This is a genomic window from Kitasatospora sp. NPDC023120 (assembly GCF_055560835.1).
On record NZ_JBVHHY010000002.1, the window covers coordinates 189114 to 207832 of the forward strand.

The 18719-nt window shown below is 72.6% G+C and carries 14 protein-coding genes; 7 read left to right on the forward strand and 7 right to left on the reverse strand.

Going from position 1 to position 18719, the window contains the following annotated elements:
* The first annotated feature begins 230 nt into the window (after positions 1 to 230).
* Entirely contained in the window at positions 231 to 1310 is a 1080-nt protein-coding gene (locus tag ACZ3TI_RS03445) for an alpha/beta hydrolase (RefSeq protein WP_465722802.1), read from the forward strand.
* A 166-nt stretch (positions 1311 to 1476) separates the two neighbouring features.
* Here ACZ3TI_RS03445 and ACZ3TI_RS03450 read toward each other — a convergent pair whose 3' ends face one another.
* The gene (locus ACZ3TI_RS03450; RefSeq protein WP_465722804.1) at positions 1477 to 3069 is read right to left on the reverse strand and encodes a helix-turn-helix domain-containing protein; all 1593 of its coding nucleotides are present in this window, start codon (positions 3067 to 3069) and stop codon (positions 1477 to 1479) included.
* Between the two features lie 374 nt (positions 3070 to 3443).
* On the opposite strand from ACZ3TI_RS03450, the gene ACZ3TI_RS03455 reads away from it, so the two are divergent.
* From ACZ3TI_RS03455 to ACZ3TI_RS03480, 6 genes are all read left to right on the forward strand, one after another.
* Complete coding sequence (locus ACZ3TI_RS03455) at positions 3444 to 4331, forward strand: FAD binding domain-containing protein (RefSeq protein WP_465722806.1); 888 nt, start codon at positions 3444 to 3446, stop codon at positions 4329 to 4331.
* Positions 4328 to 4813 (forward strand): (2Fe-2S)-binding protein, encoded by a 486-nt coding sequence (locus ACZ3TI_RS03460; RefSeq protein ID WP_465722808.1) that lies wholly within the window; start codon positions 4328 to 4330, stop codon positions 4811 to 4813. Before ACZ3TI_RS03455 ends, ACZ3TI_RS03460 begins: the two co-directional genes overlap by 4 nt.
* Positions 4814 to 4913: 100 nt before the next feature.
* Positions 4914 to 7280, forward strand: a complete 2367-nt coding sequence (gene pucD / locus ACZ3TI_RS03465; protein WP_465722810.1) for a xanthine dehydrogenase subunit D — start codon at positions 4914 to 4916, stop codon at positions 7278 to 7280.
* A 285-nt stretch (positions 7281 to 7565) separates the two neighbouring features.
* Positions 7566 to 9047 (forward strand): NCS2 family permease, encoded by a 1482-nt coding sequence (locus tag ACZ3TI_RS03470; RefSeq protein ID WP_465722812.1) that lies wholly within the window; start codon positions 7566 to 7568, stop codon positions 9045 to 9047.
* 101 nt (positions 9048 to 9148) lie between these two features.
* On the forward strand, positions 9149 to 10357 hold the full coding sequence (locus ACZ3TI_RS03475) for an XdhC family protein (RefSeq protein ID WP_465722814.1): 1209 nt from the start codon (positions 9149 to 9151) through the stop codon (positions 10355 to 10357).
* A gap of 89 nt (positions 10358 to 10446) precedes the next feature.
* On the forward strand, positions 10447 to 10740 hold the full coding sequence (locus ACZ3TI_RS03480; RefSeq protein WP_465722816.1) for a hypothetical protein: 294 nt from the start codon (positions 10447 to 10449) through the stop codon (positions 10738 to 10740).
* 19 nt (positions 10741 to 10759) lie between these two features.
* Here ACZ3TI_RS03480 and ACZ3TI_RS03485 read toward each other — a convergent pair whose 3' ends face one another.
* The 6 genes from ACZ3TI_RS03485 to ACZ3TI_RS03510 form a co-directional block, all read right to left on the reverse strand.
* Positions 10760 to 12538, reverse strand: a complete 1779-nt coding sequence (locus ACZ3TI_RS03485; RefSeq protein ID WP_465722818.1) for an SDR family oxidoreductase — start codon at positions 12536 to 12538, stop codon at positions 10760 to 10762.
* Positions 12535 to 13440, reverse strand: coding sequence for a M24 family metallopeptidase (locus ACZ3TI_RS03490; RefSeq protein WP_465722820.1), 906 nt, complete (start codon positions 13438 to 13440; stop codon positions 12535 to 12537). Before ACZ3TI_RS03490 ends, ACZ3TI_RS03485 begins: the two co-directional genes overlap by 4 nt.
* A 191-nt stretch (positions 13441 to 13631) precedes the next feature.
* Positions 13632 to 14738, reverse strand: a complete 1107-nt coding sequence (locus ACZ3TI_RS03495; protein WP_465722822.1) for a PDR/VanB family oxidoreductase — start codon at positions 14736 to 14738, stop codon at positions 13632 to 13634.
* 37 nt (positions 14739 to 14775) lie between these two features.
* Positions 14776 to 15690: a metal-dependent hydrolase gene (locus tag ACZ3TI_RS03500; RefSeq protein WP_465722824.1), complete on the reverse strand. Its 915-nt coding sequence runs from the start codon at positions 15688 to 15690 to the stop codon at positions 14776 to 14778.
* A gap of 206 nt (positions 15691 to 15896) precedes the next feature.
* Positions 15897 to 16676 carry an IclR family transcriptional regulator gene (locus ACZ3TI_RS03505; RefSeq protein WP_465722826.1) on the reverse strand — a complete coding sequence of 260 codons (780 nt, stop codon included), beginning with the start codon at positions 16674 to 16676 and terminating at the stop codon, positions 15897 to 15899.
* 344 nt (positions 16677 to 17020) lie between these two features.
* Positions 17021 to 18481 carry a catalase gene (locus ACZ3TI_RS03510; RefSeq protein ID WP_465722828.1) on the reverse strand — a complete coding sequence of 487 codons (1461 nt, stop codon included), beginning with the start codon at positions 18479 to 18481 and terminating at the stop codon, positions 17021 to 17023.
* Positions 18482 to 18719 lie beyond the last annotated feature (238 nt).

An 18719-nucleotide genomic window follows, 5' to 3' on the forward strand; every position in this document is an offset into this window, starting at 1 on the left:
TCCGGGTGACAGACTGGGCGCCGATCCGAAGGGGGTTCATCACGCTAACGTGATGTTCCTCTCAGGTTCCGCACAGATTCGGACGGCAACCGATCATCAGTTATCGGCCGTCTGATGCCATTGACGTGCGTTCGGGCGACTGGGGCCCGGGCGGCGAGCGACCCGGATACGAGAACTCGATGGAACTGACAGGTACGCCATTCTTCATCCTCACCGTCATTCTTGTGCCGGTGTCCATCACAGTGGCGCTGCTGTTCTGGGGGAAGGTCGGCGGCCCCCCGCCGGTGAAGACCCTCACCCGGATCGTCATGATCATGTTCTGCCAGGTCACGGCCGTCCTGATGGTCTTCGTGATGGTCAACAACGCCAACCTGATCTACGGCAACTGGGACGACCTGCTCGGCACCGGCAACCACGTCCGCGCGGTGCCCTCGGTGCCGCCGGCGGACCCGGCCGGCAACCCGGGTGGGAGCGGTGACTCCGCCAAGGAGCCGCCGAAGGTGAAGCAGAGCTTCGGCGGCGTGAACGACCCGGCGGTGCCCAACGACGTGCAGAAGACCGAGCTCAAGGGCCAGGTGTCCGGCGTCGACGGCGAGGTGCTGGTCTGGACGCCGCCGCAGTACAACGACCCGGCGTACAAGGACAAGAAGTTCCCCGTGGTCGAGCTGATCCCGGGCTTCCCGGGCTCCTCCTCCACCTGGTACGGCACGCTCAAGGTCTCCGAGCAGCTCAAGCCGCTGATGCAGCAGGGCAAGGTCGCCCCGTTCATCCTGGTCTCGCCGCGCACCCTGCTGCTCGGCAGCAGCCAGGACGCCGGCTGCACCGACATCGCCGGCAAGATCAACGCCGACGCCTGGATCACCCGGGACGTCCCGCAGATGGTGCTGGACAACTTCCGCGCCGACCCGTCCCCGGACCGCTGGGCGATCGCCGGCTACTCGGCGGGCGCGCACTGCGCGGCCAAGCTGTCGCTGGCCCACCCCAACCGGTACCGGGCCGCCATCGCGATGTCCGGCTACAACGACCCGGCGACCGAGAAGGACTCGCTGGTCGGCAAGGACCCGAAGCTGCGCGAGGCCAACAACCCGGTCAACATCCTGAAGTCCGCCCAGCAGCCGCCGAAGGTCGCGATGCTCATCAGCGGCTCCAAGGGCGACGGCTACGAGGACGGCGAGGCGATCCGCGCCCTCGCCAAGGCCCCGACCACCGTCCAGGTCGAGGAGGGCACCGGCCCGCACACCACCGAGATGTGGAAGAAGATGGTCCCGGGGGCCTTCACCTGGCTGACCTCGATCATCCCGGCGCAGTAGGTGCAGTAAGCGCAGTAAGCGCAGTAAGCGCAGGAACGGACCGGAGCACGACGAAGGGCCCGCCGCGAACGCATCGCGGCGGGCCCTTCCGTCTGCTCGAAACCTGCCCGAAGCATGCCTCGAGGTCCTGCCCGAGCTCCTGCCCGGGTCCCTGCCCGAGGCCCCGTCAGGCCAGTTCGAGCGCCAGGTAGAAGTCCACCCGGTCCTCCAGCCGGGAGAGGTCACGCCCGGTCAGCTCCTCGATCCGGCCGATCCGGTAGCGCAGGGTGTTGACGTGGACGTGCAGCTGCGCGGCGCAGCGGGTCCAGGAGCCGTCCGAGCGCAGGAAGGCCTCCAGGGTGCGGACCAGGTCCGCCTGGTGCTCGATGTCGTACGCGATGACCTTGTCCAGCAGCCGGCCGCGGAACGCGCGGCGGACCTCGTCCGGGACGGCGGCCAGCAGCAGGACGTGCGAGGCGAGCTCCTCGGGGCCCGCGACGCAGACCCGGCCGACCCGGGAGGCGGCGATCCGGCGGGCGTGCCGGGCCTCCTCCAGGGCGCCGCGCAGGCCGCCGGCCTCGGAGGCGGGGGCGGAGACTCCGAGGGTGATCCGGCCCTCGGAGCCGAGCCCGGCCTCCAGCGGGGCGAGCAGGTCGCGCAGGGCGTCGGCGGGCACCGGGTTGTCCAGGACGGGCAGCACCACCACGGCGCCGGCGCCCGTCCCGGCGACCAGGGCGCGGTCGCTGGTGGCGCCGAGCGCCTCCTCCAGGACGGCCCGGACGGTGCCCTCGGGCAGGCCGGTGCCCTCGGCGCTGAGCACCAGCCAGGAGCCTTCCTCGGCCGGGGACTTGGGCTCGGGGGACTCGAAGCGGGCGGCCATCGCCGAGGAGGCGAACAGGGTGCGGCTGATCTCGGCCGGGTCGGCGTCGCGGCGCAGCAGGGCGAGCACCTCGTCGGCGAGGCGGCGGCGCAGCCGGCGGCCCTCGTCGCGGCGCTGGCGCTCGGCGGCGACCAGGCGGGCGAGGTTCTCGGCGAGCTGCTGGCGCTTGGTGGTCCACTCGGTGATGTCGCCGGCCACCGCGAGCATCCAGTCCGCGAGCGGCACCTCGTGCTCGGCGGAGGCCGCGGCGGGCAGCAGCGAGTAGGAGCCGGCCGCCAGGCGGGCCCGGTGCGGGGGACGGCGGCGCTGGCGCTGGGCGGCGAGGTGGGCGCGGACCAGCTGGTCGCGGTCCTCGGCGGAGAGCCGGTCGGCGGGGCCGGCGATCACCGCGCCGGTGGGGGCGAGCACCCAGCAGTCCAGGTCGAGGTCGCCGCCGAGCAGGTCCAGCACCGCGTCCAGCCCGCCGCCGCCGGCCGCCGAGACCAGCAGCCGGTGCCGGTCGACCAGGGCGGCGAGGTCGGCGGCGCGGTCGGCGGAGACCTGACGGCCGATGAACTCGGTGACGGTGCCGAAGGCGATGTCGTCGGGGACGGCGAGCAGCGGCATCCGGTGCCGGCTGCAGGCCTCGACCAGGTCCGCGGGCACCGGGCCGACCTCGGCCTCGCCGGCCGCGAGGGCGACCGCGCCGCCGGCCGCGAGGGTGCGCACGAAGCGCTCGGAGTCGGCCGGGACGGTGCGCCACAGCATGCCGGTGAGCACCAGTTCGCCGCCGTGCAGGTAGCGGCCGGGGTCCTGCAGGTCCGTCGTCATCACGCCGCTGACCTGCCGGTCCAGCTCTTCCTCGGCCGCGAGCAGGCGCAGTCGCGGGGCTCCGGGGGCGAGCAGGTCACGGACACGCATCCGCGGACTCCTTAGGGACGGGATCGGGGGAAGATCGTGGGGTGGGGAAGGGAATCGAGGAGAGGGAGGGGGTGACCGGTCCTTCGGCCGGGGTCACAGTGTGCCCGAACATCCGTGCTCGGTGTTACGTACCATCGGGCGGCCGGATTACGGGCCCGTGGACCGTCAGTCACGGCCGGATTACGGTCGTAGATAGCACCCGGCGAACACCTGGGCTGCGAAATTCTGCTCCTTAGAGGAACGTACAGGATGCCGGGCGGGACCACAGCCGGGGCTTCATGCCATCGGTGACTGCCAGTGGGCCGCGTCACAGGAGTTCACTGGGCGACACGCCGCCGGACACCCGGCTGGCGACGACTTGAGGAGACACCCGCATGGAGTTCCTTCGGCCCGCCACCTGGGACGAGGCGCTCGCGGCGAAGGCTGAGTACCCGACCGCGCTGCCCGTCTCGGGCGGCACGGACGTCATGGTCGAGCTGAACTTCGACGTGCATCGGCCATCCGCGATTCTCGACCTGAACCGCATCACCGAGCTCACCGAATGGTCGAACGACGGCAGCGTCGTCAGGCTCGGCGCCTCGGTGCCGTACGCCCGGATCATCGCGGAGCTGTCCGCTCCGCTTCCCGGGCTCGCGCTGGCGGCCCACACCGTCGGCTCGCCGCAGATCCGCAACCGCGGCAGCGTCGGCGGCAACCTCGGCGCGGCCTCCCCGGCCGGCGACTCCCACCCGGCGCTGCTGGCGGCCGGACGGGACGTGTTCGTGGAGGCGGCCTCGGTGCGCGGCACCCGGCTGATCCCGATCGACGACTTCTACGTCGGGGTGAAGCGCAACAGCCTGGAGGCCGACGAGCTGATCCGGGCCGTGCACATTCCGGTGGCGGACGGGCCGCAGCAGTTCTCGAAGATCGGCACCCGCAACGCGATGGTGATCGCGGTCTGCGCGTTCGGCTTCGCCCTCCACCCGAAGAACGGAACCGTCGGCACCGGTATCGGTTCGGCCGCCCCCACGCCGCGCCGCGCCGTCGAGGCCGAGGAGTACCTGCAGGGCGTCCTGGCCGAGCGCGGGCTCTGGGAGTCCGGCGAGCTGCTGGGCGCCGAGGTGGTCCAGCGGTTCGGCGAGCTGGTGAAGGCCGCGGCCTCGCCGATCGACGACGTCCGGGGCACCGCCGACTACCGCCGGCACGCGCTCGCCGTGATGGCCCGCCGCACCCTCACCTGGACCTGGAACGACTACAGCAAGCAGATCAGGAGTGCGGCATGAGGGTCACGTTCACCGCCAACGGCAAGCCGGTCGAGGCCGACGACGTGTGGGAGGGCGAGAGCCTGCTCTACGTGCTGCGCGAGCGGGTCGGCCTGCCGGGCTCGAAGAACGCCTGTGAGCAGGGCGAGTGCGGCTCCTGCACGGTGTACCTGGACGGCGTCCCGGTCTGTTCCTGCCTGGTCGCGGCCGGCCAGGTGCAGGACCGCGAGGTCCGCACGGTCGAGGGCCTGAGCGGCGAGGAGGGCGAACTGGGCCTGGTCCAGCAGGCGTTCATCGACGCCGGCGCCGTCCAGTGCGGCTTCTGCACCCCCGGCCTGCTGGTGCAGACCGACGCCCTGCTGGAGCAGGACGCCCAGCCGAGCGACAACGACATCCGCGAGGCGCTGTCCGGCAACCTGTGCCGCTGCACCGGCTACGAGAAGATCATGGACGCGGTGCGGCTCGCCTCGGCCCGCAAGTGCGCCGGGAGGGGTTCGGCATGAGCGAGCGGAGCATGGGGGTCCCCCCGGCCGGAGGCTGGGGGAGAATCATCAAGAGGCGCGGGTTGTGCGGAGCGCCCGCCGAGCGAAGCGAGGCGGTCGCGTGAGCACGCGGACGATCCAGGGCCAGAAGAACCTGCAGAACATCAACCAGGTGTCCAAGGACGGCATCGGCGGCTCGCCGCTGCGCCCGGACGGCAACCTGAAGGTCAAGGGCGAGTTCGCGTACTCCTCCGACATGTGGCACGAGGACATGCTGTGGGGTATGGCGCTGCGCTCGCCGCACCCCCGCGCCAACATCCTCTCGGTGGACATCTCCGAGGCGCTCAAGGTGCCCGGCGTGTACGCGGTGCTGACGCACGAGGACATCCCCGGCTCGAAGTACTACGGCCTGGAGATCCAGGACCAGCCGGCCCTGGCCATCGACAAGATTCGGTACCACGGCGAGGCGATCGCGCTGGTCGCCGCCGACCACCCGGAGACGGCCCGCCGCGCGGTGAAGAAGATCGCGGTCGAGTACGAGGTGCTCACCCCGATCGTCACCGAGGAGCAGTGCCTCGACCCGGAGACGTACGGCTACGTCCACGAGCCGCACGAGTACAAGTCGCACGCGTACGGCAACATCTGCCACGAGCAGAAGCTGGTCTCGGGCCTCGGCGTGACCGACGAGGTGCGGGCGCTGGCGGACGTCATCGTCAGCGGCGACTACGAGGTCGGCATGCAGGACCAGGCCTTCCTCGGCCCGGAGTCCGGCCTGGCGGTGCCTGCCGAGGACGGCGGCATCGACCTCTACATCGCCACCCAGTGGCTGCACGTGGACCGCGAGCAGATGGCCCCGGTGCTCGACCTGCCCGAGGAGAAGGTCCGGCTCACGCTGGCCGGCGTCGGGGGCGCCTTCGGCGGCCGCGAGGACATCTCGATGCAGATCCACGCCTGCCTGCTGGCCCAGCACACCGGCAAGCCGGTCAAGATCGTCTACTCCCGGGACGAGTCCTTCTACGGCCACGTGCACCGCCACCCGGCGAGGATGCACTACGAGCACGGCGCCACCCGCGACGGCAAGCTGGTCTTCGCCGACTGCCGGATCGTGCTGGACGGCGGCGCGTACGCCTCCGCCTCGCCCGCCGTGGTCGGCAACGCGGCCTCGCTCGGGCACGGTCCATACGTGATCCCGAACGTCGGGATGCACGCCATCGCGCTCTACAGCAACAACCCGTCCTGCGGGGCGATGCGCGGCTTCGGCGCGGTGCAGGCCGCGTTCGGCTACGAGTCGCAGATGGACAAGCTGGCGGCCGAACTGGGCATGGACCCGGTGGAGTTCCGGCAGCTCAACGCGATGTCGGAGGGCGACTTCATGCCCACCGGCCAGCAGATCGACTCGCCCGCGCCGGTGGCCGAACTGCTGCAGCGGGCCAAGGACATGCCGCTGCCGCCGCCGCTGGACACCGAGCACCTGGACGTGCGCCAGCTGCCCGGCGCGCTGTCCAACACCTCGCACGGCGAGGGGATCGTGCGCGGCGTCGGCTACTCGGTCGGCATCAAGAACGTCGGCTTCTCCGAGGGCTTCGACGACTACTCCACCGCCCGGGTGCGGCTGGAGGTCATCGGCGGCGAGCCGGTCGCCATGGTGCACACCGCGATGGCCGAGGTCGGCCAGGGCGGCGTCACCGTGCACGCCCAGATCGCCCGCACCGAGCTGGGCGTCGAGCAGGTCACCATCCACCCGGCCAACACCGAGGTGGGGTCGGCCGGTTCGACCTCCGCGTCGCGCCAGACGTACATGACCGGCGGTGCGGTGAAGCTGGCCGCCGAGGCGGTCCGGCGGGAGCTGATCGAGAAGGGCCGCCGCCGCTACGGCTGGGCCCACAAGGACATCACGCTGGCCGGCGGCAAGGTCGTCTCGGAGAGCGCCGGCGTGCTGGTCCCCATGGTGGACCTGCTCGGCGACGAGGCCATCGACCTCACCCGCGAGCACCACCACCGGCCCACCCAGCCCTTCGACAAGGAGACCGGCCAGGGCTTCGGCCACGTCCAGTACACCTTCTGCGCCAACCGCGCGGTGGTGGACGTGGACGTGGAGCTGGGCCTGGTCAAGGTGGTCGAGCTCACCGCCGTCCAGGACGTCGGCAAGGCGCTCAACCCGCTCTCCGTGGTCGGCCAGATCCAGGGCGGCTGCACGCAGGCGCTCGGCCTCGCGGTGATGGAGGAGATCATCGTCCGGGACGGCAAGGTCCGCAACGCCTCCTTCACCGACTACCTCATCCCCACCATCCTGGACACCCCGCCGATCCCGGTGGAGATCCTCGAACTGCCCGACCCCAACGCGCCGTACGGGCTGCGCGGGGTCGGCGAGGCGCCGACCGTCTCGGCGACGCCGTCCATCGTGGCCGCCATCCGCAACGCCACCGGTCTCGCGCTCAACCGGATCCCCGTCCGGCCGGAGCACCTGACCACCGAGCAGCCCGGCTGACGACAGCCGGCCGATCCACCGAACAGGCCGACTGATCCCGGCGGTTCACGCTTCCCCGGGGCGGCGACAGTCTTCCCCGCCGCCCCGGGGGCTCCACCCCCACACCCGCTGCCCCACCCACGCCGGGGCACAGCAGCGGTGCGCACCACCCTCGAAATGCACCGCCCGGCACTCCCCCCTCATCGAGTGCCCGAAGTGAGTCGATACGTCCCCCTACGCCGCTTCGTTGACCGGCAGTCAGGTCGGCTCGCCCACCCCAACCCCCTTTGACACTTGGGAGTGGACATGACCAGGATCCCCACGGAGCCCGGCACCACCGAAGAAAGACCCGCCGAGGACGACACCCACGCGTCGGCCCCGGCCCCCAGCCCGCAGAGCGCACTGGACGCCTACTTCAAGATCTCCGCCCGGGGCTCGACGCTCGCCAACGAACTGCGCGGTGGTCTCACCACCTTCATGGCGATGGCGTACATCATCCTGCTCAACCCGCTCATCCTGAGCGGCGCGGACGTCACCGGCGTCAAGCTGGACCACGCCGCGCTGACCACCGCCACCGCCCTGGCGGCCGCCGTCACCACCATCCTGATGGGCCTGGTCGGCAACGCGCCGCTCGCCCTCGCCGCCGGCCTCTCGGTCTCCGGCGCGGTCTCCGCGCTCGTCGTCCCCCACACCACCTGGGCACAGGCCATGGGCCTGTGCGTGATCTACGGCCTGCTGATCGTGCTGCTGGTGGTCTCCGGACTGCGCGAGAAGATCATGAACGGCATCCCGCTGCCGCTCAAGCACGCCATCACCATCGGCATCGGCCTGTTCGTCACCGTGATCGGCCTCTACAAGGCCGGGTTCATGCACACCGGCGGCCCCACCCCGCTGTCGCTCGGCCCGACCGGGGAGCTGGCCGGCTGGCCGGTCCTGGTCTTCTGCGTCACCCTGCTGGCGATCTTCGTGCTGACGGCCCGCGGCATCCGCGGCGCGATCCTGATCGGCATCGCCGGCGGCACCGTGCTCGCGGTGATCGTCAACAAGGCCGCCGACGTGCCGGCCTCCGCCTGGAAGAACTCCGTCCCGGTGTGGCCCGGCAGCCCGGTCTCCGCCCCCGACTTCGGACTGTTCGGCCACGTCGACCTGTTCGGCGCCTTCGGCGGCAAGGGCATGGGCGCGATCAGCGCCTCGGTCGCGGTGTTCACCCTGGTGCTGGCCGGCTTCTTCGACGCGATGGCCACCATCATCGGCGTCGGCACCGAGGCCGGGCTGGCCGACAGGCAGGGCCGGATGCCCGGGCTCTCCAAGGCCCTGTTCATCGACGGCGCCGGCGGCGCGGTCGGCGGCCTGGCCGGCGCCTCCGGACAGACCGTCTTCGTCGAGTCGGCCACCGGCGTCGGCGACGGCGCCCGCACCGGGCTCGCCTCCACCGTCACCGGCGGACTGTTCGCACTCATGCTGTTCTTCTCGCCGATCGCCGGCGTCGTCCCGGTCGAGGTGGCCTCCGCCGCCCTGGTCGTGATCGGTTCGATGATGATGAGCCAGGCCCGGCACATCGACTGGTCCGACCGCGAGGTGGCCATCCCGGCCTTCCTCACCTGCGCGCTGATGCCGTTCACGTACAGCATCACCGCGGGCGTCGCGGCCGGCGTCATCTCGTACACGGTCATCAAGGCCGGGGTCGGGCGCTGGCGCGAGCCCGGGGTGCTGATGTGGATCCTCACCGGGGTGTTCGTGCTCTACTTCGCGCTCACGCCGATCAAGTCCTGGCTCGGCGTGCACTAGCCGGTCCCGCACGGCCCTCCCGAAACACCGCCGCCGTACGGGATCGTTTCCCGTACGGCGGCGTCCCCCGCTACTGTCGAACCGTGTAAGGAGCCTCCGCCATGCAGGACATCGCCGAGCAGCTGCAGGCCTGGCACGCGGCCGGGCGGACCTTCGCCGTGGCCACGGTGGTCGGGGTCTCCGGCAGCGCTCCGCGCGACCCGGGAGCGGCCCTGGCCGTGGACGCGGACGGCGAGGCGGTCGGCAGCGTCTCCGGCGGGTGCGTCGAGGGCGCGGTGTACGAGCTGTGCCAGGCCGCGATCGAGAGCGGCGAGCCGGTGCTGGAGCGCTTCGGGTTCAGCGACGAGGACGCCTTCGCGGTCGGGCTGACCTGCGGCGGGGTCCTGGACGTGTTCGTCCAGCCGGTCGTGCCGGGCGCCGACGCCGGGCTGGACGCGGGGATCGCGCACATCGCCGCCGGTACGCCGGTCGCCCTGGTGCGGGTGATCGCCGGGCCGGGCGGGCTGCTCGGCGCCACCCTCGCGGTCACCGCCGACGGGGTCGGCGGGGCGCTCTCGGTCGGGCCGTCCACGGTCGGCGGGCTGGAGCGGGCGATCGTCGCGCAGGCCCGGGCGATGCTGGAGGCCGGACGCACCGGCCGGCTCGTCCTCGGCCTGGACGGGCGCCCCTGCGACGAGGACGAGCGGGGCACCGTCACCTGCTTCGTCGAGTCCTACGTGCCCGCGCCGCGGATGCTGGTGTTCGGGGCGATCGACTTCGCCGCCGCGGTGGTGCGGATCGGCAAGTTCCTCGGCTACCACGTCACCGTCTGTGACGCCCGGCCTGTCTTCGCCACCGTCCGTCGCTTCCCGGAGGCCGACGAGGTCGTGGTCGACTGGCCGCACCGCTACCTGGACTCGCAGCTCGGCCGGATCGACGGGCGCACCGTGCTCTGCGTGCTCACCCACGACGCCAAGTTCGACATCCCGCTGCTGGAGCGCGCCCTGCGGCTGCCAGTCGGCTACGTCGGCGCGATGGGCTCGCGCCGCACCCACCGGGACCGCGAGGCGAAGCTGCGCGAGGCGGGGCTCACCACCGCCGAACTGTCCCGGCTGCGCTCCCCCATCGGCCTCGACCTGGGCTCGCGCACCCCCGAGGAGACGGCGGTCTCGGTCGCCGCGGAGATCATCGCCCACCGGCGCGGCGGCAGCTGCCTGCCGCTGAGCGCCGGGGACGGACCGATCCACCACGACGTGTCGGCGGTGGCGGCGGAGAGCGGCGCACCCGCCGATCCGCAGGAGGCGCGGCCGCGGCGCACCGACGCCGCCTGAGCACGACCGAGCGTCACGTTGCGTGCCCACCGGGGCAGCGGGACGCTGGAGTTGCGGACTCACCCCGAGCCCGGGGAAGGAGCGGGACCATGCGCGCCCTGCTGGAAATCGAACTCGACACCCCGACCGCCAACCAGGCCGTCAAGGACGGATCGATGGTCGAGGGCATCAAGCGGTCGCTGGCCGAACTCAAACCGGAGGCCGCCTACTTCCTGGCGCGCAACGGGCGCCGCACCATGATCATCGTCGTCGACGTCCGGGACGAGGCCGCGCTGCCGTCCATCGCCGAGCCCTTCTGGGTGCAGACGAACGCCAAGGTCGACATCCACATCTGCATGAACGCCGACGAGCTCCTCGAAGGCCTGGGGCGGCTGAGCTCCTGAGGCCCCAGGCCACGGGGGCTCAGGTGACGTTGAGGCGGGCGGCGAGGCGGAGGAGGCCGGGGCTGAGCCGGGAGAGGAAGCGGGCGGCCTTGGCCTCGGGGGTGACCGGGACGACGGGCTTTCCGGTGCGGACGGCGGTGACGATCGCGGTGGCGACCTTCTCCGGCGGGAACCCGCGGCGGGCGTAGAGCCTGGCGGCGCGGGCCTGCTTGGCCGCCTGTTCGGCGGCGGAGGTGGCGGAGAAGGTCGACGTGCGGGTGATGTTGGTGTTGACGATCCCGGGGCAGATGGTGGAGACGCCGATGCCGTGGCCCACGAACTCGGCGCGCAGGCAGTCGGAGAGCATGAACACCGCCGCCTTGCTGGTGGCGTAGGCCGTGAGTGCCTTGGAGGGCAGGTAGGCGGCGGCCGAGGAGACGTTGACGATGTGGCCGCCCTGGCCGCGGTCGGCCATCAGCGTGCCGAAGGCGCGGCAACCGTGGATCACGCCCCAGAGGTTGACGTCCAGGACCCGCTGCCACTCCTTCTCGGTGGTCTGCAGGAAGGTCCCGGAGTGGCCGATGCCCGCGTTGTTGACCACCACGTCGGGCACCCCGTGCTCGGCGGCGACGGTCTGCGCGAAGGCGTCCACCGCCGCTCCGTCGGAGACGTCCACCCGGTAGGCGTGCGCCGGCGGGCCGATGAGGGAGGCGAGTTCGGCGGTGCGCTCCGCGGCCGCGAGGTCAAGGTCGCAGACCACCACCCGGGCGCCCTCCTCGGCGAAGGCGAGCGCGGTGGCCCGTCCGATGCCGCTGCCGCCGCCGGTGACGACCACCAGCCGGCCGTCGTCCAGGGCGGGCCGGTCGGCGGCGGCCGCACCGGCGCGACCGGGCTCGTTGCGGGCGGTGAACTCGCGGACCAGGCCGGCCACGACGACTCCCTTCTCCAGCAGCGCCGACCAGTGGCCTGCGTGCAGCGTCCTGCGGGTCAGATCGGGCACCCAGCGCTCCAGGCCCTCGGAGAGGTACGTGCCGACGTAGCGGTCCCGGGTGAGGGTGACCAGCTGCACCGGCACCCGCGTCGTCCGCTCGCGCGGACTGCCCATGGTGGGGCGGAAGTTGGCCCGGTACAGCTCGATGCCGCGCACGGCGTCGCGGCGCAGGCTGCGCTGCGGGTGGTCGGCGCGCGGGGTGACGTGCTCCAGGTCGCGCAGCACCCGCGGCCAGGCCCGGGCGAGGCCGAGGCGCCAGACGCCGGGGGCGAGGTAGGGCAGGTGGAAGGCGGTGATGTACCAGGAGTGCAGGCCCTGGTGGAGCAGCTGCTTCAGGTGGCGCGGGGTGGGGCGGCGCAGCCGGTGGCGCAGCCAGTGGCCCATGTGGTCCAGGCTGGGGCCGGACATCGTGGTGTACGAGGCGATCCGCTGCTCGGCGCCGGGGGCGGTGACGGCCTCCCAGGACTGGATCGACCCCCAGTCGTGGGCGACCAGGTGGACCGGGCGGTCCGGGCTGACTGCGTCGGCGACGGCGAACAGGTCCTCGGCGAGCCGCTCCAGCCGGTAGCCGTCGCGGTCCGCGGGGACACCGGACTCGCCGGCGCCGCGCACGTCGTAGCGGACCACGTGGTGGTCGCGGGCAAGATCGGCGGCGATGTCGTCCCAGACGGCGTGGGTGTCGGGGTAGCCGTGGACGAGCAGGACGGTGGGAGCGGTCGGGTCGCCCTGCTCGAAGACGGCGAGCGGCAGGCCGCCGGAGTGGACCGTCCGGCGGCGGGGCGGGGTCGTTGCCGGGGTCGGTGCCGGGGGCGTCAGCGGGGGCGTCATCGGGTGGCCTCCAGGGTGGTCGGCTCGGCGGTCGGTTCGGCAGCCCGCTCGGTGCTCGCGGTGGCTGCGGCGGTCGTGGTCCAGCGGCGGACGTGGGGCAGGTCGTCGTCCAGCCAGTAGGCGTCGTCCTCGGTGACCACCAGCAGCTCCTCGAACTTGATGCCCACACCGCGGAAGCCGATGTGCGGCTCGACCGCCCACAGGCCCGGGGTGGGCGCGTGCCGGGACGACCTGCCGTCCGCCCAGAGTGGCGAACGGCCGTGCAGGCGCTCGGAGATGAGCTCGCGGCCGAGGGTCTGCAGGGTGCGCACGCCGAAGCCGAAGACGTTCACCCCGGCCGGACCGCGGGTCACGGTGCGGGTGACCTGGTGGCCGATCACCCGACCCGGGTAGACCTGGTGGCGGTTGTCGTAGCCGTGCGCGGCGAGCTGCGCGTCCACCGCCGCGTACACCTCGTCCAGCGGCTTGCGGGCCCGCACCTCGGCGAGGATCAGCTCCCGGTAGACCTTCAGGTCGGCGGCGAGCCGGTCCCAGACCCGGTTCTCGCCGACCTTGCCACCGTAGCCGATGTCGGCGGTGTAGCCGTCCACGACGGGCGCGCAGTCCAGCACGTACGGCATGCCCTCCTCGAGGCGGCGGTTGCCGGCGAAGAACTGCAGCGGGGTGTGGAAGTGCCGGAACGCCGTACGGTCGCCGAACCAGGCGAAGGGGACGTGGAAGAAGTCCTGCACCCCGGCGGCGACCAGGCGACGGCGCAGCTCGGCGGTGGCCTGCCGCTCGGTGACGCCGGGCTCGATCCAGCCGGCGACCTGCTCGGCGCAGTGGTAGGCGAGTTGCTGGGTCTCGCGGAAGCGGGCGAGGTCGCGCTCGGTGTAGCGGAAGGCGGGGGTCGCTTTCGCCATGGCGGAGCTCCTTCTAGGGCGTGTCTTGTAGATCTTGTCGGATCAGGCCGCGGCGTCAGGGTGCGTGCATCGCAAGGCGGAGGATGGGGGCACCTCCCGGCCGAAGGCTGGGGGCCATCGGCGACTGACGACAACGCGGCGAGGTGCGTGCCCTGGCGTTGCGGACCCGGCAAAGATCCGCAAGACACGCCCTAGACGTCGAGCACGAGGGTCTCACCCTCGGCGGCCCGGGAGACGCAGGGCAGCAGGGCGCCGGCGGCGCGCTGCTCGGGGGTGAGGCGGCGGTCCCGGTGGTCGGGCGAGCCGGCCAGCACCCGGAGCTCGCAGGTGCCGCAGAAGCCCTGGTGGCAGGAGTACGGGAGGTCCGGGCGGGCCTCGCGCAGCACGTCCAGGGCGGACCGGTCGGCGGGGACGTCGAGGGTCGGGCCGTCGCCGCCGAGCCGGACGGCGAAGGGCGCGCCGTCGGTGATCGGGACGGCGCCGAAGCGCTCGAAGTGCAGGGCGCCGGCCGCCCCGCCGGACCCGACCGGGCCGTCGTCCAGGGCCCGCTGCACGGCGGTGAGCATCGGGGCCGGGCCGCAGCAGTACACGGCGGCGCCGCGCGGGGCGTGGGCGAGCAGCTCGGCGCCGGTCGGGACGCCGCCGTGCTCGTCGTCGGTGCGCAGCACCACGCGGTGCGGGTCGAGGGCGCGCAGCTCCTGCGCGTACGGGAGGGTGTCGGCGCTGCGGCCGACGTGCACCAGGCGCCAGTCCAGGCCGTGCCGCTGCGCCTCCCGGGCCATCGGGAGGAGGGGGGTGATGCCGATGCCGCCCGCCAGCAGGAGGACGGCGGGCTCGGCGCAGAAGGCGAAGCCGTTGCGCGGGCGGCGGGCGGTGAGGCGGGCTCCGGGGTGCAGGGTGTCGTGGATCTCGACGGACCCGCCGCCGCCCCCGGGCAGCCGCCGGACAGCGATGCGGTAGCCGGTGCGGTCGGCCGGGTCGCCGCTGAGGGAGTAGTGGCGTTCGCGGCCGGAGGGCAGGGCGAGGCGCAGGTGGGCGCCGGGCTGCCAGGCCGGCAGCGGGCCGCCGGAGGGGTCGGCGAGCCGCAACTCGACGACGTCAGAGGCCAGTTGACGGCGAGCGGTGACGACCAGCTGGAGCGGCGGGGTGGGGCGGCTGAACGGGCGGCGGGGGTTGCGGCGCAGCAGCGGGCCGCCGAGGGCCTCGACGTACCGGTCCTGCATCGCGGTGAGGCGGCGCAGGAAGCGGTCCGCGCGGGGGCGGCCGTAGAGGTCGGGGGGCGGGGTGAGCAGGTCCATCCGGCGGGGTCCTTGAGGGGAGGGAGGGGGCGTGGGCTCAGCGTCCCGCGGCCGCACGGGCGGCCGGGGAGGTGGCGAGGTAGCCGAGGGCCTGGCTGGAGGACCCCTCCTGGGTCGGGTGGTAGCCGGGCCTGAGGTACCGCAGGCCGGAGCGGATCGACTTGACCGGGTCGGGCAGCAGGCCGCGCCGGGTGATCCGGTAGGCCTCGCGCCAGCTCGGGCGCAGCCGGCCGGCCAGGGTCGGGTCCGCGGCCAGCAGGAAACGCACGCCGCGCACCCAGAGGTGGACCAGCAGCGGGCCGGCCATCGCCATGGTGCGCACTCTGCGGGCGTACCCCGGGTCCAGGTGGACCAGCAGGTCGAAGGCCACGCTCCGGTGCTCGACCTCCTCCGCGCCGTGCCAGCGCAGCAGGTCGAGCATCGTCGGGTCGGCCTGGGCCCGGTCCAGTCCCGGGGAGTTGAGGATCCAGTTGCCGAGGAAGGCGGTGAAGTGCTCGATCGCCGCGATCGCGGCCACCCGCTCGATGAGGGCCTCGCGCCGCCGCGCGGGGGACAGCCCGGGCCGCTCCCCCAGCACGCGCTGGAAGACCCAGGCGACCTGGCGCACGTACGGCCGCGGGTCCAGCCCCTGGCCGAGCAGGTGGTCGAGGACCTCCTGGTGGGCCTCGGCGTGGATCGCCTCCTGCCCGATGAAGCCGAGGACCTCCTCGCGCAACTGCTCGTCCCGGATGAGCGGCACGGCCTCCTTGAACACCTTGACGAACCAGCGCTCGCCCTCGGGCAGGAGCAGGTGCAGCACGTTGAGGATGTGGGTGGCCATCGGCTCGTCCGGGACCCAGTGCAGCGGCAGCTGGGCCCAGTCGAAACGGACGTCCCGGGGCTCCAGGACGAGGCTTTCGTGCACGCGCACGGCGGGGGCGGCGAGGGCGGGGACGGGAGTGGGGCGGGGCATGGCAGGCCCTCCTGACCTTGGGGGCGGCGGCTCGGCTCAGGGAAACGTACTCGCGGGTAGCGGCCGGGACAAGGGGTTCGGCGACTCTTATCGACATCGAGTCTAATAAGTGATGTGCACCGCCGGACACCACGGGAAACGCGGGAAGCCCCACCGGCTTCCCGGTGGGGCTTCCTCGAACTCGCGTACGCGACCGCAGGCCTCCGTCAGACCGCCATCGCCAGCATCAGCGGCGCCGCCCGGGCCGCCAGCAGCTCGGCGGCGGCCTTCAGCTTGTGGATGTTGTCCACCGGCATCGAGGTGGCCAGGCAGCCGACCGTGCTGCCCGCCGTGATCGGCACCGCCGCGCACACCGTGCCCAGCGCGTACTCCTGGATGTCCAGCACCGGCACCGTGGCGGGCTGCCGCTCCAGCCGGTGCATCAACTGGTCGGCGTCGGTGACGGTACGGGAGGTGAGCCGGGCGACCGGGTGCCGGGAGAGGTGGTCGCGCCGGGCGTCCGCGTCGAGCTGGCCGAGCAGGCACTTGCCGATCGCACTGGCGTGCGCGGTGGCCCGGAAGTCCACCCACTCCTGCACCGCCGGCGCATAGTCGGCGGCCGAGACCGCCTCCACCGACAACTCGCCGTCGTGGTACCGGGTGAAGTACACCGCGGCGCCCAACTCGTCCCGGAGTTCGGCGAGTTTGCGGTCCAGCCGGGCCTTGACCAGCTGTTCCCGGTTGTGCTGCCCGAGCAGGGCGAAGGTGCCGCCGAGCACCCAACCGCCGTCCTGGCACTGGAGGTAGCCCTCGATCTCGAGGATCTCCGCGAGCCGCCGCACGGTGGGCAGCCCGAGTGAGGTCTCCCGCGCGAGGCCCACCAGGGTGGCGCCGTCGGGGTGGCGGTCGACCGCCTCCAGCAGTCTGAGGGCGTGCTGCAGGGAGGTGAACGGGCCCGTCAGGCCCTGGTCCAGCGCGGCGTGACGACCCGGGGCTGGTGTCGACATGTCGTCCCCTTCCGATGTCCCCCCACGGAGCGACCGCGGGCACACGTCAGCCTATCGACCCGGCGGCTCCGGCGACTGCTGTCCGTGAATATCCGTGAACATTCCGTGGAGCCGCTGCCGGTTACCGGCCGGGAACCCGACGGAACCCGGAGCCCGGACCGGAACCGGAACCCGCGCGGGAACCACGGCGGGCCTCTCCCCCACTGCCCTGGGGGAGGGGCCCGTCCTGCGGCCGCCCGGGTGCGGGCCCGGCGGCCGGGGAGGGTTGGTCGGTCGGGGAGGGTTGGTCGGTCGGGGAGGGTTGGTCGGTCGGGGAGGGTTGGTCGGTCGGGTCGCCGGAGCCGTCAGCCCTCGTCGCCGGCGCGCAGCTTGGCGACGGCGGCGGCCAGGCGGGCGCCGTACTCCTCGTCCGCGGCGTGGAAGTGGGCGAGGTTCTTCTCGACGATGTCGTCGCGGGTCACCTGCGCCAGGAAGCCCGCGATGTTGTCGATCAGGCGGGTCTTCTCCGCGGCCGACATCAGCCGGTAGAGCTCGCCGGCCTGGAAGAAGTCGTCGTCCTTGCTGTGGGCCGGGGTGGTGTAGGTGCCGGTGTGGCCGTCGACCTTGACCGGCGCGGCGAGCGCGTCGCCGGTCTGGGCCGGGCCGTCGTACGAGTTGGGCTCGTAGTTCCTGGCGCGGCCGGCGGTGTTGGCGGCCATCAGGCCGTCCCGGCCGTAGTTGGCGGCCTCGGTGGCGCGCGGGGCGTTCACCGGCAGCTGGGTGTGGTTGACGCCGAGGCGGTAGCGCTGGGCGTCCGCGTAGGCGAACAGCCGGCCCTGGAGCATCTTGTCCGGGGACGGGCCGATGCCGGGCACGAAGTTGTTCGGCGAGAACGCGGACTGCTCGACCTCGGCGAAGACGTTCTCCGGGTTCCGGTTGAGCACCAGGCGGCCGACCTTGACCAGCGGGTAGTCGGCGTGCGGCCACACCTTGGTGAGGTCGAAGGGGTTGAAGCGGTAGTCCGCGGCCTCGGCGACCGGCATCAGCTGGACGTAGAGGGTCCAGGACGGGAACACCCCGCGCTCGATGGCCTGGTGCAGGTCGCGCTGGTGCGAGTCGGCGTCGGCGCCGACCACCTCGGCGGCCTGGTCGCCGTCCAGGGAGCGGATGCCCTGGTTGGTCTTGAAGTGGTACTTCACCCAGTAGGCGTCGCCCTCGGCGTTGACCCACTGGTAGGTGTGCGAGCCGTAGCCGTTCATGTGGCGGTAGGAGGCCGGGATGCCGCGGTCGCCGAACAGCCAGGTGATCTGGTGGGTCGAGGCGGGCGAGTGGGCCCAGAAGTCCCAGACGTTGTCCGCCTCCTGCACGCCGGTGTACGGGTCGCGCTTCTGCGAGTGGATGAAGTCGGGGAACTTGACCGGGTCCTTGATGAAGAACACCGGGGTGTTGTTGCCGACCAGGTCGTAGTTGCCCTGCTCGGTGTAGAACTTCAGCGCGAAGCCGCGCGGGTCGCGCACCGCGTCGCTGGCGCCCAGGTTGCCGGCCACGGTGGAGAAGCGCAGGAAGACCTCGGTGCGCTTGCCGACCTCGGAGAGGAAGGCCGCCCGGGTGTACTGCGAGACCTCGTCGGTGACCTCGAAGTAGCCGTACGCGCCGGAGCCGCGGGCGTGCACGACGCGCTCCGGGATGCGTTCGCGGTTGAACCGGGCCAGCTTCTCCAGCAGCTGCTGGTCCTGGATCAGCAGCGGGCCGTACTCGCCGGCCGAGGCCGAGTTCTGGTTGTCGGCGATCGGGGCGCCGGACTCCGTGGTCAGGATCTTGGACATGGAGGGTCCTTCAGGTGTCGAAAAAGGCGGTGCGGAGAGGGGGTGGGACCGGTTCAGACGCCGAGCAGGCGCCAGACGGCCGAGCGGCGGCGGGAGGAGTGCTCGCCGTCGGGGCCGTCGGCCGGCTGCAGCGCGGCGACGGCGGCTCCGGCCGCGGCCGGGTCCGCCAGCGGGCGGGCGGCGGTGAGCGCGGCGGCCTCGTCGGCGGTCAGTCCGGCCTCGGTGAGGGCCGCGGCGG

Bases quoted from the DNA above. Each gene is read 5' to 3' on its own strand.
- ACZ3TI_RS03450 (WP_465722804.1), bottom strand. From the start codon at position 3,069: ATGCGTGTCCGTGACCTGCTCGCCCCCGGAGCCCCGCGACTGCGCCTG.
- ACZ3TI_RS03455 (WP_465722806.1), top strand. From the start codon at position 3,444: ATGGAGTTCCTTCGGCCCGCCACCTGGGACGAGGCGCTCGCGGCGAAG.
- ACZ3TI_RS03460 (WP_465722808.1), top strand. From the start codon at position 4,328: ATGAGGGTCACGTTCACCGCCAACGGCAAGCCGGTCGAGGCCGACGAC.
- ACZ3TI_RS03470 (WP_465722812.1), top strand. From the start codon at position 7,566: ATGACCAGGATCCCCACGGAGCCCGGCACCACCGAAGAAAGACCCGCC.
- ACZ3TI_RS03475 (WP_465722814.1), top strand. From the start codon at position 9,149: ATGCAGGACATCGCCGAGCAGCTGCAGGCCTGGCACGCGGCCGGGCGG.
- ACZ3TI_RS03480 (WP_465722816.1), top strand. From the start codon at position 10,447: ATGCGCGCCCTGCTGGAAATCGAACTCGACACCCCGACCGCCAACCAG.
- ACZ3TI_RS03485 (WP_465722818.1), bottom strand. From the start codon at position 12,538: ATGACGCCCCCGCTGACGCCCCCGGCACCGACCCCGGCAACGACCCCG.
- ACZ3TI_RS03490 (WP_465722820.1), bottom strand. From the start codon at position 13,440: ATGGCGAAAGCGACCCCCGCCTTCCGCTACACCGAGCGCGACCTCGCC.
- ACZ3TI_RS03495 (WP_465722822.1), bottom strand. From the start codon at position 14,738: ATGGACCTGCTCACCCCGCCCCCCGACCTCTACGGCCGCCCCCGCGCG.
- ACZ3TI_RS03500 (WP_465722824.1), bottom strand. From the start codon at position 15,690: ATGCCCCGCCCCACTCCCGTCCCCGCCCTCGCCGCCCCCGCCGTGCGC.
- ACZ3TI_RS03505 (WP_465722826.1), bottom strand. From the start codon at position 16,676: ATGTCGACACCAGCCCCGGGTCGTCACGCCGCGCTGGACCAGGGCCTG.
- ACZ3TI_RS03510 (WP_465722828.1), bottom strand. From the start codon at position 18,481: ATGTCCAAGATCCTGACCACGGAGTCCGGCGCCCCGATCGCCGACAAC.